The organism is Dyadobacter sp. HNCC25DJ185 (assembly GCF_056895195.1).
Genome location: NZ_JBXHAR010000006.1, coordinates 1 through 18655 on the forward strand (window position 1 = coordinate 1; position 18655 = coordinate 18655).

General features: G+C 44.8%; 13 protein-coding genes. 10 read left to right on the forward strand and 3 right to left on the reverse strand.

The genetic code is table 11. From position 1 onward, the window contains the following. Window positions 1-110 precede the first annotated feature (110 nt). Window positions 111-2555: a ribonucleoside-diphosphate reductase subunit alpha gene (locus tag AC1XUF_RS17505; protein ID WP_483343117.1), complete on the reverse strand. Its 2445-nt coding sequence runs from the start codon at window positions 2553-2555 to the stop codon at window positions 111-113. Between the two features lie 434 nt (window positions 2556-2989). Here AC1XUF_RS17505 and AC1XUF_RS17510 point away from each other — a divergent pair, with 434 nt between their 5' ends. The 7 genes from AC1XUF_RS17510 (at window position 2990) to hemC (ending at window position 9105) form a co-directional block, all read left to right on the forward strand. Next, complete coding sequence (locus tag AC1XUF_RS17510; protein ID WP_483343118.1) at window positions 2990-3901, forward strand: sugar phosphate isomerase/epimerase family protein; 912 nt, start codon at window positions 2990-2992, stop codon at window positions 3899-3901. A 125-nt stretch (window positions 3902-4026) separates the two neighbouring features. After that, window positions 4027-4278, forward strand: coding sequence for a type B 50S ribosomal protein L31 (locus tag AC1XUF_RS17515; RefSeq protein ID WP_483343119.1), 252 nt, complete (start codon window positions 4027-4029; stop codon window positions 4276-4278). A gap of 142 nt (window positions 4279-4420) precedes the next feature. Continuing rightward, a complete protein-coding gene (locus AC1XUF_RS17520; RefSeq protein ID WP_483343120.1) occupies window positions 4421-5611 on the forward strand; it encodes a putative sugar nucleotidyl transferase in 1191 nt (396 codons plus the stop codon). A gap of 42 nt (window positions 5612-5653) precedes the next feature. After that, window positions 5654-6772, forward strand: coding sequence for a DNA polymerase III subunit (locus AC1XUF_RS17525; RefSeq protein ID WP_483343121.1), 1119 nt, complete (start codon window positions 5654-5656; stop codon window positions 6770-6772). Beyond that, entirely contained in the window at window positions 6769-7221 is a 453-nt protein-coding gene (locus AC1XUF_RS17530; RefSeq protein WP_483343122.1) for an ATP-dependent zinc protease family protein, read from the forward strand. The genes AC1XUF_RS17525 and AC1XUF_RS17530 overlap by 4 nt, the downstream gene beginning before the upstream one ends. A 32-nt stretch (window positions 7222-7253) precedes the next feature. After that, window positions 7254-8156, forward strand: coding sequence for a 30S ribosomal protein S6--L-glutamate ligase (gene rimK / locus AC1XUF_RS17535; RefSeq protein ID WP_483343123.1), 903 nt, complete (start codon window positions 7254-7256; stop codon window positions 8154-8156). Window positions 8157-8175: 19 nt separating this feature from the next. Next, a complete protein-coding gene (gene hemC, locus AC1XUF_RS17540; RefSeq protein WP_483343124.1) occupies window positions 8176-9105 on the forward strand; it encodes a hydroxymethylbilane synthase in 930 nt (309 codons plus the stop codon). A gap of 73 nt (window positions 9106-9178) precedes the next feature. Here hemC and AC1XUF_RS17545 read toward each other — a convergent pair whose 3' ends face one another. Continuing rightward, window positions 9179-12115: a TonB-dependent receptor gene (locus tag AC1XUF_RS17545; protein ID WP_483343125.1), complete on the reverse strand. Its 2937-nt coding sequence runs from the start codon at window positions 12113-12115 to the stop codon at window positions 9179-9181. Between the two features lie 360 nt (window positions 12116-12475). On the opposite strand from AC1XUF_RS17545, the gene AC1XUF_RS17550 reads away from it, so the two are divergent. The 3 genes from AC1XUF_RS17550 (at window position 12476) to AC1XUF_RS17560 (ending at window position 15712) form a co-directional block, all read left to right on the forward strand. Beyond that, complete coding sequence (locus tag AC1XUF_RS17550) at window positions 12476-13546, forward strand: sensor histidine kinase (RefSeq protein WP_483343126.1); 1071 nt, start codon at window positions 12476-12478, stop codon at window positions 13544-13546. After that, window positions 13543-14277: a LytR/AlgR family response regulator transcription factor gene (locus AC1XUF_RS17555; protein WP_483343127.1), complete on the forward strand. Its 735-nt coding sequence runs from the start codon at window positions 13543-13545 to the stop codon at window positions 14275-14277. Before AC1XUF_RS17550 ends, AC1XUF_RS17555 begins: the two co-directional genes overlap by 4 nt. Before the next feature lie 70 nt (window positions 14278-14347). Next, window positions 14348-15712: a hypothetical protein gene (locus AC1XUF_RS17560; protein WP_483343128.1), complete on the forward strand. Its 1365-nt coding sequence runs from the start codon at window positions 14348-14350 to the stop codon at window positions 15710-15712. 54 nt (window positions 15713-15766) lie between these two features. Here the strand turns inward: AC1XUF_RS17560 and uvrA are convergent, their stop codons facing one another. Beyond that, the gene (gene uvrA / locus AC1XUF_RS17565) at window positions 15767-18619 is read right to left on the reverse strand and encodes an excinuclease ABC subunit UvrA (RefSeq protein WP_483343129.1); all 2853 of its coding nucleotides are present in this window, start codon (window positions 18617-18619) and stop codon (window positions 15767-15769) included. Between the last annotated feature and the right edge of the window lie 36 nt (window positions 18620-18655).

Here is an 18655-nt window from a genome sequence, read left to right on the forward strand (position 1 = left end):
CCAAAAAGTATGCAACTGACTGATTTACAAAAAGTAAAATTTTAAAAAAAATTAACAAAAAATGGCGCATACCAAGTACGCGCCATACAGTTTCAAATTATCCACAAAAATCAGCTCCCGCAAGCCTCGCAACTCTCAGGATCATCCAGTGAGCACTGCATATCTGAACGATTATCTCTCTTAACAACTGGTTTAGCGTGATCCTCAGCATATTGCGCGTAGTCAAGCGCTCTTTCAGCCACAACGGCTATCGCAGGTTCCAGCTGAACTTCTGCTTGTTTGCTGACAGTGAATTGGACAGGATCCGAAGCAGCGCGGGTACGGAGATAGTACATACCTGTTTTAAGCCCTTTTTTCCAAGCGTAGAAATGCATCGAAGTTAACTTACCGAAATTCGCCTCTTCCATAAATATATTAAGGGACTGAGATTGGCAAATGTATGCTCCACGGTCAGCAGACATATCCAGTAAACTGCGCTGCTTAATCTCCCAGGCCGTTTTGTATAGATCCTTAATATTCTGCGGAATATTGGGGATGGGTTGTACGGAACCACTGGCCCTCACGAGATTATTTTTCATTTCTTCATTCCACAAACCCAATCGTACAAGGTCTTTAAGCAAATACTTATTAACCACCACAAATTCACCTGAAAGAACCCTTCTCACGTAAATATTTGAAGTGAATGGTTCGAAGCATTCATTATTGCCTAAAATCTGGCTTGTAGAAGCTGTTGGCATCGGAGCTAGCAACAACGAATTACGTACTCCAAACTTTACTACCTCCTTTCTAAGTTTTTCCCAATCCCAATTACCACTCTCCGGCACAACCCCCCACATATCAAATTGGAATACACCCTTTGATATGGGACTTCCCGCCCAGCTTTCATACGGGCCATGCTGTCTGGCCAGCTCCATCGAAGCTTCCATTGCACCGAAATAAATAGTCTCAAACACATCTTTGTTTAATTGACGCGCTTCATCGGAATCAAAAGGCATGCGCATCATGCAAAATGCATCCGCTAATCCCTGAACCCCAATTCCGATTGGCCTATGCCTTTTGTTACTTTTTTCAGCTTCAGGAATCGGGTAATAATTCAGATCAATAATTTTATTCAAATTCCGGGTGATCACTTTTGTAATCTCATACAATCTCTTATGGTCGAAACGCATGAAGCCGTCGGCACCTTGTTCTACGAACTTTGGTAATGCAATAGAGGCTAGATTACAGACTGCTACTTCGTCGGAAGCCGTATATTCGATGATTTCAGTACACAGATTCGACGATTTGATCGTACCCAAATTTTGTTGGTTTGATTTGCTGTTCGCATGATCCTTATAAAGCATATATGGGGTTCCAGTCTCAATCTGAGACTCCATAATGGCAAACCAAAGATCCTGGGCTTTAATCGTTTTCCGCGCCTTGCCTTCCAGCTCATACTGCTCATATAGTTTTTCAAAAGCCTCGCTGTGCGTGTCCGAAAGCCCGGGGCATTCGTGTGGACAAAATAGCGACCACGTATCATTGGCTTCCACCCGTTTCATAAATAAATCCGGAATCCATAGCGCGTAAAAAAGGTCGCGTGCCCGCTGCTCCTCTTTGCCATGGTTCTTTTTCAGATCCAGGAAGTCAAATATGTCCGCGTGCCAGGGTTCCATATATATAGCAAATGAACCCTTGCGTTTGCCACCGCCCTGATCCACGTACCGCGCAGTATCATTAAATACACGAAGCATTGGGACGATACCATTCGATTGCCCATTTGTTCCTTTAATGTAAGAACCTGTTGCACGCACATCGTGAATGCTCAATCCAATTCCGCCGGCAGACTGCGATATAAGCGCACAGTTTTTAAGTGTGTCATATATACCGCTGATACTGTCTTCTTTCATCGTTAACAGGAAGCAGGACGACATCTGGGGCTTGGGTGTTCCTGCATTAAACAGAGTGGGTGTTGCATGAGTAAACCACTTTTCGGACAGCAAATGGTACGTTTCTATCGCTGCCTGAACATCGTCCTGATGGATACCCACAGCTACACGCATCAGCATATGCTGCGGACGCTCCACGATTTTTCCGTCAACTTTCAGTAAATACGATTTTTCGAGTGTTTTATAGCCAAAATAGTCATACGCATAATCCCGATCATAAATGATAGTAGAGTCAAAAAGAGAAGCATTCTGACGTATCACCTCATATACTTCTTTTGATATCAATGAAGCATTTTCACCAGTTTTGGAATCTATATAGGTATACAACCGCTTCATCGTTGCTGAAAAGGACTTTAGCGTGTTTTTATGCAAGTTTGAAATGGCAACCCGTGCAGCCAGGATCGCATAATCGGGGTGCTTGGTGGTCATAGAAGCAGCCGTTTCAGCTGCCAGGTTATCGAGCTCGGCCGTAGTGACACCGTCATATATACCTGACACAACTTTTTTGGCGACTTCTATAGGTTGAATATAGTTTGTATCCAGGCCATAGCTGAGCTTTTCTATACGTGCTGTCACTTTGTCGAATTTCACAGATTCGCGGCGACCATCACGCTTTATTACGTACATTGACATAATATCTTGTTTATTAGAGAGTTAATGATGTTGATACTTAAGATTTTCGTGGGGGTATCATTTAAAAATCTCTTGAAATAACATTAAAATTATCGGAATCACAATCAGTATTAATAGCGCAAATTTGATTTTGTAAGGGCAGCATAGGTTATGAAATTGTTAAGATTCTTATAGCTAGTTATTTAGGGCAAACCGACGACTGAAGAGTTTCTACAAAAAAATTTAGATTTTTTTTCGTTTCAAAATTTGTTCACTTTTTCTCTTCTACATGCTGTTTTTGTCTAAAAAATCGTTCCAATGGCTATTGAAAATCAACTATTTGCACAAAAAATTTAATCCATGCAGAAAATAAATTTGTAAACTTTATTTTTTTTCGCCCCCATTTTCTTGAAAAAATTAATCACTTCTTGAATCAATCATTGTTCAGCATGAATACAAACTTAGATCAGTCAACACGAAGGGCCTTCCTGAAAAGAACGTCCGGACTTTTCGCCGGGCTAGCAGTCGGCTCCTCATTGTCAAACGCCTACGGCCTCCACGAGCACAAGCCGCAATACACGATCCCTCTTGGTGTTTATGCGGGTTATAACAAGGCCACTTTTTTGAAAGAATCCGGATGCACATATATAGAGGAGTCTGTTGCAGGTTTTTTGCTTCCTGCCGATGGGGACGAACAGTACGAGAAAAATCTTCAACAACTTAAATCCGAAAATTTCCCAATCAAATCCTATGTGATACTCCTGCCCGGTAGCTTGAAGACGTTAGGTCCGGACGCCAATCATGAAGCCATTTTACAACGCACCGACCTTGTACTGAAAAGGGCCAAAGAATGCGGGTCCCAATATGTTGTATTTGGAAGTGGGGCATCGAGGATCATCCCGGATGGCTTTGATAGAACCGTCGCAAAAGCCCAGCATATCGACCTGACTAGAAAAATGGCGCCATTGGCTGAAAAATACGGCGTCACCATCGCAGTAGAACCGCTGAACCGGGGAGAAACCAACTTCATAAACAGCCTTGCGGAGGGTGTTGAAATTGTAGATGCGGTTAAAAGCACCCACGTCAAGCTGTTGTGTGACATCTATCACATGCTCAAAGAGGATGAGCCGGCAACCGAAATTGTAAAGTATGGTAAACACATTGTGCATTGCCACATTGCCGAAAAGGAAAGCAGGACACCCCCGGGGGTCAAAGGGGATGACTTCAGGGCATATCTTGCCGCCCTTAAAAAAATCAAATACAAAGGCGGGCTTTCCATTGAATGCTTTGTTTATACAGATTTTGACAAGGAAGCAAAAAGGGGTATCGAAGTTCTTAAGCAACAGCTCAGTGAAGTATAGGCCGTTTGAACGTATCCTATTAATATTAAAAAAGATAGTGATCCAATTCTTGGTTTACAAAAGAAGAATTTTTACTTTTGCAATCCTTTTTGAGAATTGTATCGAACACATAATATCATATACCAATGAAAAAAGATATTCATCCCAAATACAGAGAAGTGGTTTTCTGGGATCTATCAAGTGATTTCAAATTCATTACACGTTCTACTATAGAGACTAGCGAAAATATCACCTGGGAAGACGGCAAAACTTACCCGGTCTACAAAGTTGAGGTTTCTTCTCAGTCACACCCATTTTACACAGGTAAAAATGTACTGGTAGATACAGCTGGACGTGTCGACAAGTTCAGAAAACGCTACGGAAGCAAAGAAGCTTAGTCCATTTCGGCTATCGGTCTTTACCGGTCTGTTTTCTAGAAAGAATTTAAAGCAGTCTCCTGGCAAAATATGCCGGAGACTGCTTCTTTTTTTGTCCCGACCAATAAAATGACCGAACTTTGGCAACACATACTTCAATAATATGCCTGCTATCATTCTGTTTGATGACCCGCTAATCAGAGCTCAGCTTTTACCCTTAACTTATACAAGGCCTGTTGCAGAAATCAGATGCGGGATCAAAACGATATCTCAGAAATGGGCCGATTCATTGAAACAGGATATCTCTTTTCAAACCGAAAACTATCTCAGCAAGAAGTTTCCGGTTAAAATAACTGAGGATAACATCTTCATCAATGGCGGTTTATGCCCGGATGCTATGTTGGCATCAGCTATCCAAAAACTGGAAATTGGTTCGGTACTCGTTTCTGAAAACAATGAGGTACTCGCCGTTAGAAGCAAATCTTGGGAACCCACCCAAGGTTTACCCGGCTACGAGTTAAGCACCTACGCCGAACCTTTTACACTCATCCGAAATACATGGGACATTTTCACCTTCAACGGCCCGCAGATCAGAGCTGATTTTGAAAGGATTGCATCGTCTACTGTTTCACAACCCATTACCGATTCGTTCACCCATTGCTACAATCCTCAACAGATATTTATCGAAGAGGGAGCTGTAATAAAAGCTTCTGTATTAAATGCGGAAAATGGGCCGATTTACATTGGACGTAATGCATTGATACAAGAAGGTTCATTGATTCAGGGTCCTTTCGCAATCGGAGAGAACTCCGTCTTGGCTCAAGGAACAAAAATCCGCCCCAATACGACCATCGGGCCCTTATGTAAAATTGGCGGAGAAGTGAGTAACTGTGTAATTTTGGGATATAGTAACAAAGGTCATGATGGTTATCTGGGAAATTCCGTGATCGGGGAATGGTGTAACCTTGGGGCAAATACGAATAATTCCAATCTCAAAAATGATCACACAGAAGTAAAATTGCATAGCTATGTTTCCAATTCCTTGATAAGCACTGGTTTGACCTTTTGCGGACTAATGATGGGTGATTATTCCAAAGCGGGGATTTCGACTATGTTCAACACAGGCACGGTTGTTGGCGTAAGCGTCAATGTATTTGGGGCAGGATTTCAAAACAAACATGTTCCCTCATTTTCATGGGGAGGCCTTGCGGAAGGAATATCAGAATATCGCTTTCAAAAAGCTTTAGAGGTAGCAAGGGATACGGTCAGCCGTCGGAATGTTATCTTTGACGAGGAGGACGAAAATATTTTCAGATATCTTTTTGAGCAAACGCAAGTCCAGCGCAGGCCCTAACACCTGCACGCAGATAAAAGCCTAAAAATTAAATCAGACATCGTGCTTTTCAAAGATATTCCGGGACTCGAAAGTATCAAAGCTACGCTGAGACGCTCGGTACAAAACAGCCATTTGGCCCACGCATTGCTTTTTGATTATCCGGCAGGTGGCGGGGGCCTTGCATTGGCACTCGCTTTCGCAACTTACATCAACTGTGAAAGCCGACATGAAGAAGATGCCTGCGGCGTTTGTGCTTCCTGCGCAAAAATGAGTAAACTGATCCACCCGGATTTTCACTCTATTTTCCCAATCGCTACTTCTAAGAAAATAGACGGAAAAACGAGCGAAGCTTTCCTTCCGCTCTGGCGCTCTTTCCTCTTGGAAAGCCCCTACCGGGTACTTCCGGAATGGCTGGATTATATCAACGCCGAGAATAAGCAGGGAAATATTTCCGTAGAAGAAGCGAGGGGCATTTTGCGAAAACTTTCTGTTAAATCGTACGAAGGCGAATATAAAATTCTGTTAATCTGGAAACCGGATATCATGAATGCCGCCTCGTCCAACGCTATCCTCAAAATATTAGAAGAACCACCGGAAAAAACGCTCTTCTTGTTAGTAAGTGACCAGTCCGACAAATTACTTACCACCATTATATCCAGGACCCAGCGCGTAACCATTCCAGCTTTTTCAGATAAGGACGTTCGCCTTTTCCTTCATGAACAGGGTGTATCAGTCGGTACAGCGAATCAGGTTACCTATTTATGTGATGGAAATCTTTCGGAAGCATTAAAACTTGTCCAGGAAACGGAAGATGACCGCTCTGGCTGGTTTGCAGCATGGATGCGCTCCTGCTACAAGTATGATGTGTCTCATCTTGTCAAACTTGCTGACAGCTACGACGTCATGAGCAAAGAAAAACAGAAAGGCGTGCTGGAGTACTCATTGAGGTTATTCCGTGACATGCTGGTTTGGACGCACGGTGCCGGCGAATTATTGCGGGTGCCGGATGAAGAGCTTACTTTTGTACAGAACTTTTCCAAAACAGTTACTTTTGAATCCCTCGAAAAAATGGTGGAAGAAGTCAACCTCGCCAGCTATCACATCGAGCGCAATGTACGGGCCAAAATGGTTTTCCTTGACTTGTCCTTAACTTTTGCCCACTTTTTCCAGCGCAGATGAAACATTCTTTGCAGGTAATTGGGGCCACCGACATCGTGGATTTGCCCGAGCTGGGTTGGTTCAATGTGCCTGTACGCGTCGATTCTGGTGCAACCACTTCCGCAATTCACTGCTCCAGGGTACGGCTTGTGAAGGATGGTGAACAAACCTTTCTTCATTTTTATCTGGATAAAAAGAAAGGGGCTCCGGAGCAATCTTATGTCGTAACCGATTTCAAGGAAACCGTTGTAAGAAACTCTTCGGGCAAGGAAGAAAAAAGATATGTGATCAAGACCCGGATCAAATTGTTCGGGAAAAAGATACGGACTGAATTTTCCCTTGCAAACCGGCGGAAAATGAGCTATCCCATCCTATTAGGCCGCAAACTTTTAAAAAACAGGTTTTTAGTGGATGTATCTCAGAAAAACCTGTCCGCATCAAAGCAATCCCGTTCCAAAAACACCCATTAAGCAAACCCTCCCATTATCTTTATCAACCTTCTATGAAAATCGCCGTACTATCAACCAATCCTGATCTTTATTCAACGAGACGATTGGTGGAGGCAATCAAGCAAAAAGGGCATCAGGCAATGGTTATCGACCATGTCAAATGTTTTGTCATGATTGAGGGCGGAAAACCCGCCATTATCTACAAAGGCAAACCTATTCCTGAAATTGACGCGGCAATCCCACGCATCGGAACTTCGGTCAGTGCTTTTGGTTGCGCGGTCGTACGCCAGCTTGAATTAATGAAGGTTTTTACCACCGTAAAGTCACAGGCAATCCTCCGGTCCCGGGATAAATTGAGAAGTATGCAGGTGCTGGCTAAATCGGGTGTCGGTATACCCAAAACAGTTTTTGCCAAAAATCCTGCACAAGTCAACGAACTGATCCACCTCGTAGGCGGCCCGCCGGTGATCATTAAATTATTGGAAGGCACACAGGGCGTTGGCGTTGTTCTCGCGGAAACGATCAAAGCTGCCAAATCAACCATTGAAGCATTTTACGGTCTTAGGGCGAATTTTTTGATACAAGAATACATCGCCGAATCAAAGGGGGCTGATATCCGGGCTTTTGTAATCGGCAACAAGGTAATTGCAGCCATGAAACGGCAGGGGGCAGAAGGGGATTTCCGGTCCAATCTGCATCGTGGGGGCGAAGGCCGTATGATCGAACTTTCTCCAGAGGAAGAACACACGGCCATTGCTGCCGCCAAAGCGCTCGGCGTCAAAATCGCTGGTGTGGATATGTTACAATCCGAAAGAGGACCGTTGGTGATGGAGGTCAATTCGTCTCCAGGCTTACGGGGTATAGAAGAGGTCAGTGGAATCGACATTGCTTCTCTGATTGTGAGTTACATTGAGGACAAGATTGTTACGGATGAAGGGGATACAGTTGGCGTTTGATCACAGAAAATAAATAACCATGCATATAAAAATCGGGACACGCGGTAGCAAACTCGCTCTTTGGCAAGCATATTATGTGGAGCAGTTGCTTCAGAAAGGCGGCGTAGAAACTGAAATCGTTACCATTGAAACGAAGGGCGATAAGATTCTCGACAGGTCGTTATCCAAGATCGGCAGCAAAGGTGTTTTTACTGAAGAGCTGGAAGAGCAGCTCAAAGGCGGAAACATTGATATCGCTGTTCATAGCGCAAAAGATTTGCAATCGCAGCTGGACGATGCCTTTGAGTTGGTAGCCTTCACTGAACGTGAGAAAGCCAATGATGTATTGGTAAGCCATCACACCGGCTTATCGGTCAAAAGCGGTGAAACTTTTGTCGTTGGAACTTCATCGACCCGCAGGATTGCTATTTTGAAGCATTTTTATCCCCATATCAAAACAGTGGATATGAGAGGTAACCTGCAAACACGTCTCAGAAAATTGGAAGAAGGACAATGCGACGCGCTCCTGCTCGCATATGCGGGTGTACATCGTATGGAGTATGACGATAAAATTGCTGAGCATCTCCTTCTAGATGAATTTACGCCAGCGGTGGGCCAGGGCAGCGTCGCGATCGAATGCGCTGTTTCTCTGTCGAACGACAAAAAAGATACCCTCAGAAAACTGCTCAACCACGAACACACCGAAACTTGCCTGCTGACAGAACGGGCATTTTTGAAACGGTTGCAGGGTGGCTGCAGCATTCCCGTATTCGCAATGGCTACGCTGCACAAAGATACCATTGATATTTCGGGAGGCATTGTTGCGCTGGATGGCAGTGAACTTATCCGAAAAACACAGAGCGGGTCACATGCATTTCCGGAAGAGCTTGGTATTGCGCTAGCTGATGAGCTGCTCGAAGCCGGCGCCGACAGGATTCTGGCGGACATCAGACAACAAGGCAGCCATTGACATTTTAAGTTTATAAAGCGAAAGCCCCGAATCAAAGATTCATTCGGGGCTTTCGCTTTTGTATGCTTGAAGACTAATTCTTTTTAGGTAACGAATCAGCCGGAGTGGCTGGCTTCGCCGGAACAGCAATTGAATCCTGTTTCATTGGAAGTGCTGGAATCGCTGGCTTAGCTGTGCTGTCTGGTTTCGTTGTTGAATCAGGTCGCATGGTTGAGTTTGGGCGCATAGTCGAGTCACGACGCATAGAATCTGGTCTCATACCACCGTTTCTGAACTGGGCCGAATCCGGTCTCATACCGGAGCGCATCGGCATTCCGCCTTGTCCGGCAGGCCTCGCCGTACTGTCAGCTCCGGCAGGCTTCATTCCGCCAGGCCTTACACCGCTTCCGGCACCTTGCTGTCTGATTGCAGGGACGGTCACCGCCGGAGTTGTTGCGCCACCGCCATTACCAGCGGCATCCATACCGCCACCGCTGTCGCCTTTCTGATCGTCGTTATTAACAGATTTCTTTCTGCGTGTTTTTTGCTCTACAAAAGTCATTTTACCCAGGCGGTAAGAAAAATTCAGCCTGAAACCCCGGTTGTACAAGTGGTTGGTGTTGTTCTGTGTAAAGCTGTACGATTCCAAAACAGTTTTTTGTTTGAATGCCGGTTGAAAGAAGTTCTCCATACCAAATCCGATGCTTCCTCTTTTGTTTTTGAAATCTTTTTTGACGCCAAAATCATACATTCTGAAACCTGTCTGATATCCTTGCAATTGAACATCCCTTCCTCTCAGGAAACCGCCTCCCTGGAAGCCCCAGCCGTTCTTAATGGTAAGACCAGTCCTGATACGGCCACTGACCACGACACCGTTATTGCTGTAATGCAAAGTCGGGTCTGCATTGTTGTTTGACAAGGACACGTAATAGGCGTCCAAACCACCGCCGAGCTGCCATCTTTTAAAGAGTGTGATGTTTCCAAAAACATTCACACCATAATTGTCCTTCTTACCAATGTTCCCAAAAGTTGTAGATATCACGCCTGTTGGGCTGACAGTCCTGATACTCTCGATAGATCCGTTTGTAAACCTGGCGAAAGTCGAGACATTAACATAAACGGTCCCTTTGAAGAAACTGGTCCCCAATTCGACCTGATCGGTAAGTTCCGGTTTAAGATTTGGGTTACCGAAAGATATATTTTGAGGGTTTGAAGCGTTCACGTTCGGATTCAGGTACTGGATACCAGGACGCTGTAATCTCCGGTTATATCCCAGCTTGATGGTTTGCCCTTTTCCAAAAGTTTGTGAGATGTTGATACTTGGAACCAGGTTTCCGTATGAAGGAATATTCAGGTCCACCTTATTACCTTCTCTCGATAATTGGTTTGCATTGATGGTCGTGTATTCATAACGGGATCCAACCTTCACTGTGAAACGGCTCTTTGTGCTGTAAGTATATGATAAATAGCCCGCCGCTACATTCTGATCATAATTAAGGTTATTGGTTGAATCCAGCGCATTGGCTTTGTAATAGAAGTAATCACTGACTACCTGACGCATAATGGCCTTACCACCCATTTCAAGCAGTTGATTATCTTTAATCGGAGTCTGATAATCCAGCTGAATAGTGCTTTCCTGGTTATGGCTCTTGTTATCGTTTGACTGATTGCTCAAAAACTCCCTCACATCCAGGCTACTCAACGAGTAATTGTCGGCTATGTAGTTGTTAGTCCTGTTGTTACGGCTGAATTGGGTCGAAATGCTCAATTCCTGCTGAGGCTTGCTGAGCGTTTTAAGGTAATCGACATTGACATCCCAGGTTCCGGACAAATCTTTTGTATCTACATCGCGGAAAGAAGAAGTGGAAGAACCCGCCCTACTGTTGATGGTAGTCAGCCCCTGAGAGGTAAGCTGGTTACGCAAGCCGTACCGAACATTTGCTGAAAGGGAAGATTTCGGATCGATTTCATAATCCCAGCCCAGGTTATAAGATCCAAATGCGTTTTTGTTATGCGAATCTGAGGTTTGTTTTACTGAAAAGTCTTCGGTTTTACCAAGCTGCAGGTTTTCAGACTTTCCTGGCATGTTATATCCAAACCGTCCAAATCCACCCAAACTGAAACCCATTTTTCCAACCCGGTAGTTTCCACGTAAACCCAGATTGGACCCCCTGTTGCCGATTCCAGAGTCAATGTTTAAAGTACCTCCCTGGATCGTACTTTTCTTAGTTACAATATTGATGATACCAGCAGAACCTTCCGCATCGTACTTAGCCGATGGAGACGTAATTACTTCCACCGACTTAATCATATCGGCAGGAATTTGCCTCAACGCATCTGCGACGCTGGTTGCAATAATGGTCGAGGGTTTGTTGTTGATCAGCACGCGCACATTGGAACTGCCCCGCAAGGAAACATTCCCATCCAGGTCTACAGTCAGCATCGGCACTTTTTTCATGACATCTGAGGCATCGCCGCCCTTGCTGGTAATGTCTTTTTCGGCATTATACACCAGCCTGTCAACCTTTTCTTCTATAAGCTGGGCCATACCCACCACTTCTACTTCTTTCAACTGAACGACATCGGGGGCCAATGTAATCGAACCCAGGTCAAGCTCTGTCCTGCGGTCAATTTTAACATCATTGATTGTTCTTGTTTTGTATCCGATAAACGAAATCAGGATTTTGAAATTCCCAGAGGCCACTTTCGTCATTGTAAACTCTCCCTTTTCATCGGTGGTTGTTCCGTCTATCGGGTTATTGGTTTTGATATCAACAAGAGCAAGCGCCGCGAACTCAACGGGCTTTTTACTGACAGAGTCAATCAAAACACCTTTAATCTTACCACTGCCTTTGGGTGTATCTTCTGCGGTCCCTGGTATAACTGTCTGACGTTGCCGGTCGCCTCCGCGCTGGAAATCGCCGCCAGGTCTTCCTCCACCTCCACCGCCGCCCCCTGGGAACTGGGCGAAGGCTGTTAATGTGCTTGCTGACAAAAAGGCCAGTAATGTTAAATGTAAACTGAGTTTCATCTTTTGGGCTATAAATTGATGTACTATTCGAATGTCAAAATAACTACCAATTAAATTGTAATAAAAAGGGAATAGATGAAAAAGGGGTATCTACCGATCAAAGTCCCCTTTCACACGATCAAGTCCCGCAAACTGACCTCCAATCGCCTGTCCTCAATGCATTTACATTTCCTTTGCCGCAAAGAATTGGATTAAATGTAACGATGACGGCCTTGCATTTTTCATTAATAGACTGACGGGCTGAAACGGTCGGCATTTGCATTACTTTGATCGATTGAAGTAGGTGTTTTGATAATTTCCGCGTAAGATTGCAGTTAGAATATTGCGCTCATACGCAAGATCAAACTAACTAATTACTAAATGGATACGCGTGCTGCTCGAAAATACCCGCCGCTGTTTTTGCATCTTCTGGGATGGAGCTTTCTAGCCCTTTTCCTGATGTGGCAACCATTGAGCTGGCAAATTGTGTTCCCTGTTTCCTTTTGGATCAAACAGGTCGTGTTGCTATCCTTGCTGATTTCCGCGTTTTATCTCAACTACTATATCTGGTTTCCCCGTTATCTGGCCAAAAACCGTTACTTCAAGTTTATCATGCTGAATGTGGTTACGGTAGTAGCACTTGCATTCTTTATGGAGCAGATTAAAATCATGCTTAACCATGGTGAGCAAATGGACCGCGCTTTTAAAATGGCCCGGGAAGCAAATGGGGAAAAAAGACATCAGGATAAGCTGGACAATTTCGCATTGCTTACCGCTTTAATGATCATCGGGTTAAGTACCAGCATCGCGGCAGTAAGAACCGCGCAAATGGACAAGCAGTATCGCCAAAATCTGGAGAAGGAGAAAATCAACTCCGAGTTGTCTTTCCTGAAAGCTCAGATCAACCCTCATTTCTTTTTCAATACACTCAATAACATTTATGCTTTAACTGTCATTGACGTCGAGGCGTCTCGAGAAGCGTTACACAAATTGTCGCGCATGATGCGGTATGTTCTCTACGAAACCCAGCACGGAACTGTATTGTTAAGCCAGGAAATCGCTTTTGCCCAGGATTATATCCAGCTCATGCAACTTCGTCTGACAGATAAAGTAACGGTACATCTGGATCCGCCCAATCCGCTTCACGACGTGTCGATTGCTCCAATGCTGTTCCTGCCCTTTATCGAGAATGCATTCAAACATGGGGTCAGCGCCGTACAGCCCAGCAGGATCGATATTCAGATCCGCCAGGAAGGGCATAGGATCTTTGTGGAAATAAAAAACACCTTATTTAAAGATAAAAGGGCTGTTCTGGACGAAAGCAACGGGATTGGCCTCGCCAATACCCAACGTCGCCTCGACTTACTTTATCCCGGGAAATATCAGTTGGAAGTGACTGAAAACAAGGAAGAGAAAGAATTTGAAGTACACCTTGAACTTGAAACTGCATGACTGCATTAGAATGCATTGCAGTAGATGACGAGCCACTTGCTCTCGGCCTTGTCTGCGCGTTTATTGAAAAAACCCCTTTCCTGAATCTTGCCGGCAGATATTCGAGTGCCGTTGAAGCCCTGCAAGCCATCAACAACAAGCAGATAGATGTCATTTTCCTGGATATCCAAATGCCCGATCTAACCGGTATCGAACTGGCAAGAGTTCTGGAAAAAGCTGGAAACAAGGCACCAAGGATCGTATTTACAACTGCATTTAACCAATACGCATTAGATGGTTTTCGTGTAGATGCCATCGACTATCTCCTAAAACCCTTTAATTACGAAGAGTTCCTCCGTGCGGCATCCAAAGCTCAGGCGTATGCAGAACTACTGCAAAAGGCTTCATCGGCCACTTCCCCCGAAACCAAAGATGAATATCTTTTTCTTAAGGTGGAATATCAGCTCGTCAGGATTGCATACGATGACATTCTGTACACGGAGGGACTTAAGGATTATGTAAAAGTTCATCTCAAATCGGACCCCAAACCAGTATTATCACTGACAAGCCTGAAAGCATTGGAAGAGAAATTGCCTCCTTCTAAATTTATGCGGGTACACCGTTCGTTCATTGTGAACCTGGATAAAATCGGTGCAGTGACACGCAATACCATACAGATCGGGAGTGTTACGATTCCAGTCAGTGACCAATACAAAGAAGGCTTCAATCAGTTTTTGAGTAAGTGGATGTAATCGTAAGTAATTTTTCTTGCATTAACAACTGATTATCAACTACTCAGTTCCCTAACTACTGCTCAATGCCATGAAACTACCTGCGCTGCTAGGCCTCGCCCTGCTGCTGACATTTGTTGGCTGCAAGAAAAAGAATGAAAATCCCGAACCCATAGAGGAACAAATCACCGTCACCGACCTCACTGACAAAGACTTTATCCAGTACATTGAAGTACCCGGCTCCGAAAAGATCGTTTTTGATTCGGTGCTGAATACTTACCTGGTATCCCTCCCGAGTAGCTACGTGAAGGATGAGATCAACATCAAATTCAAATTTTATCCAGGCGCCTTTCTGAACACCGGCCACAGCGCCAGATCATCGGAAGAGATTGATTTTACCTACCGCGGCCGGTCGACGTTGTTTTTTCAGGTAAGTACTTCCAAAGAAAAGCTGGCAGACTATCAGGTATTTGTCAAACATAATGGTCCCTTGAAAGCCACGTTGTACACGGATGAAGATTTTCATTGCGACCCCGACGGAAATTTCAATGTTCCTCTCATTATTACATCTGGCATGGGCACCATTCCGTCCGCACCTGGCTTGAATGAAGAGCCGCAGGCTATTTTGAAAGATGAAAAAACAGGAACGCAGCTCCTTGGCGGCGTTTCGCAATCCAATTTGTATTTCAATAATGTGCTGCCTTTTGCGCAATCGGGGAATGTCAGCGTGACGTTTAAATACAATAACCAGACTGTGACGCTGGCACAAAACAAAAAGCTCAGCTTGATGAAAATGGTGGTGTATGGAATTTCCGGAATACCTCTTTTGTCGGCTGTTCCTCCAAATCAGAAAGTTGAAATTTCGGGGAATGGTTTCACACCCAAACCAAGGTATCGTCTCAAATTTGAAAGTGACTTTTTAACCACGCCGGTAACAGCCAATGCTGATTTCTCTGAGACGCTACGACTGTCCACCACTATTCCGGGCAGTTTGCCAAGTGGCTCTTATTCCATAGGTGTTTATCAAAATGATACCTTGATCAATCGCGTTGTCCACACCATTTCCAGCAATGAAAAGGAAAAATCGATCGGGCAGATGTGGACAAGACAACTTGATTACCCCACCGCGGATCGCTTCTATCTGAATGCAAACCGGATCTTGCTTCAAAAAGGAGGAACTGTGTTTGTTAACCCTTTCCCTGCTATCTACACCTATGGGCAGATATTTGATCCGGCAAAAGTGCTGCCTGATTTGCAGCTAAAAACAACAAACGGGACCGTCACACTCAAAGCCGAAGCAAAATACGATCCTTCTTATGCCGATGGCACTCTGAAAGTCTATTACGGCATGTACACCCTTCCCGGTGACATAGCGGCCGGATTTTATGAGGCACGGCTGGTTTATGCCGACAAATCTGTTTCGCTTCCTTTTTGGAGCAAGATTGAAGTGAAATAAAAAATGCGTACTCCCTTTAAATCAGGGGATTACGCATTCATTTTATGACCATTTCTATTTCAATTCTTCGAGCAGAAAGTGTCCCGTAAAGCTTCCCTTTGCCTTGGAGACTTTTTCGGGGGTTCCTTCGGCAACAATTCTTCCGCCTTTTGCTCCGCCCTCAGGGCCAACATCAATGATATGGTCAGCGACTTTGATCACGTCCAGATTATGCTCAATAATCAGTACGGTATTCCCTTTTTCGACCAATTTGTTCAAAACATTCAACAAATGCCTGATATCCTGAAAATGAAGCCCGGTGGTAGGTTCGTCCAGAATGTAGAGCGTTTTTCCGGTGTCCCGTTTGGACAATTCCTCCGATAGCTTCACTCTTTGGGCCTCACCACCCGAAAGTGTCGTTGCGTGCTGTCCAAGCGTAATATATCCTAATCCCACATCATTCAAAGTCTGGACCTTCCTTAAAAGGCGTGGTTGGTTTTCGAAAAAGTCCAACGCGGTCTCAACCGTCATATCCAGGATATCTGCAATAGATTTCCCTTTAAAACGCACTTCCAATGTTTCCCGGTTGAAGCGCTTTCCTTTACAGGTTTCGCAATTGATATGCACATCGGGCAGGAAATCCATTTCTATTTTCTTCATTCCTGCTCCTTCACAATCTTCGCAGCGGCCACCTTTCACATTAAATGAAAACCGCCCCGGTTTATATCCCCGGATCTTGGCTTCGGGCAACTCCGCGAAAAGTGTACGTATGTCTGTGAACAGGTTGGTATAAGTTGCCGGGTTGGAGCGCGGTGTACGACCAATAGGAGTCTGGTCCACTTCAATGACTTTATCAATGTGTTCCAGTCCTTCAATGGATTTATACGGGAGCGGCTCACGCCTCGATTTATAAAAATGATGGTTCAACAACGGGAACAGCGTTTCATGGATCAGGGACGACTTGCCACTGCCGCTCACGCCGGTAACACAGATCATGGTACCCAGTGGAAAAGACATCGTCACGTTTTTCAGGTTATGTCCTGTACATCCTTTTAATGTAATGCTGTTGCCATTTCCCTTCCTTCGCTTCTTAGGCACTTCAATCTTCTCACGCCCGCTCAGGTATTCTGCTGTTAGAGAGCCGTTTTTCAGGAAATCGTCCGGTTTGCCCGCCCCTACCACATTTCCGCCATGCCTGCCTGCACCCGGACCAATATCCAGTATATAGTCGGAAGCCAGCATCATATCCTTGTCGTGCTCCACCACTAAAACCGTATTACCAAGATCACGAAGGCTTCTCAGCGAATTGATCAACCGCACATTGTCCCGCTGATGCAATCCAATGCTGGGCTCGTCCATGATATAAAGCACGCCGGTCAGCTGCGTACCAATCTGCGTAGCCAACCTGATCCTTTGGGCTTCGCCTCCCGATAAAGTCCTCAATGCGCGATTAAGTGTCAGATAATCAAGGCCTACATCCAATAAAAAGCCGACCCTCTTGCGTATTTCTTTCAGGACCTCATGACCAATCATACGCTGCTTTTCTTCCAGCCGGTCCTCGAGGTTAACAAGCCAGTCCGCAAAAACACGTATGTCGCTGTCGGACAGCTCAGAAATGTCTTTTCCGTCGATTTTAAAATGCAGCGATTCTTTTTTTAGCCTTTTCCCATGGCATTCCGGACATGTTTGGGTAACCATAAAATCCTTTAACCAATCCTGGATTTTCTCATTGCCCGATTCCTGCTGCCTTTTCAGGAAATTAATGATCCCGTCAAATTTCGTCTCCCATTCTGTCCCGGGATATTTTTTGGAAGGTACCGGAACAGCATCCTCGCTTCCATAAAGTACCAATTTGATTGCATCCTCAGGAAATTTATCCAATGGAGTCTGCAAGGTAATTTTGAATTTTTTAAGCAGTACTTCCAGCTGTTTAAAGATCCAGGCTTCCCGGTATTCACCCATGGGTGCGATGCCTCCCCGGCTTATGCTCAGAGACTTATCGGGAATAATGGACTCCTCTGTAATCTCTTCGATCATTCCAAGGCCCTGGCAGGTAGGACACCAGCCATAAGGTGAATTAAATGAAAATGCATTGGGCGCCGGATCGTCGTAACTGATTCCCGACTCGGGGTCCATGAGATTTTGAGAAAAATAGTAAGTCTCTCCTTTCTCGTCCAATACCATCAAAGCCCCTTTTCCCTGCTTGGTAGCCGTTGCCACAGACTGGCTGAGCCTGTATCTTGATTGCGGATCTTCCTCTTCTTTTTTGGGAACAACACGGTCAATCACAATTTCTATATCGTGGACCTTATACCGGTCGAGCTGCATTTTGGCCGTGATATCCTGTACATCACCGTCCACCCGTACCTTCGTATAACCCATGCGCGTTATCTGCACGAACAATTCGCGGTAATGTCCTTTTCGTCCTTTAACAACCGGCGCGAGCAAAACTATTTTTTGTCCCAAAAACTGGGTCAGCATCTGATTGACGATCTGATCCTGCGATTGCTTGATCATCCGCCTACCGGTTACATAAGAATAAGCTTCCCCGGCCCGCGCATAAAGAAGCCTGAGAAAGTCATAGATTTCTGTAACTGTACCCACCGTAGAGCGGGGATTACGCGACGTCGTTTTCTGCTCGATGCTGATAACCGGGGATAATCCACTTATTTTATCTACGTCAGGTCTCTCCATTTCACCAATAAAGCCTCTGGCGTAAGAAGAAAAACTTTCCATGTAGCGTCGCTGTCCTTCCGCATATATGGTATCAAAAGCCAGAGAAGATTTCCCGCTTCCACTGATACCCGTCACAACCACCAGTTTGTTTCTTGGTATGCTTACATCAATATTTTTCAGATTGTGTTCACGCGCCCCTTCAACTTCTATCAGGTCCGCTCCTGTCAATTCAATATCATTAATGTGTTCCAAAATATAGTCGTATTAGCTGCTCAAATGAAGTGGCAT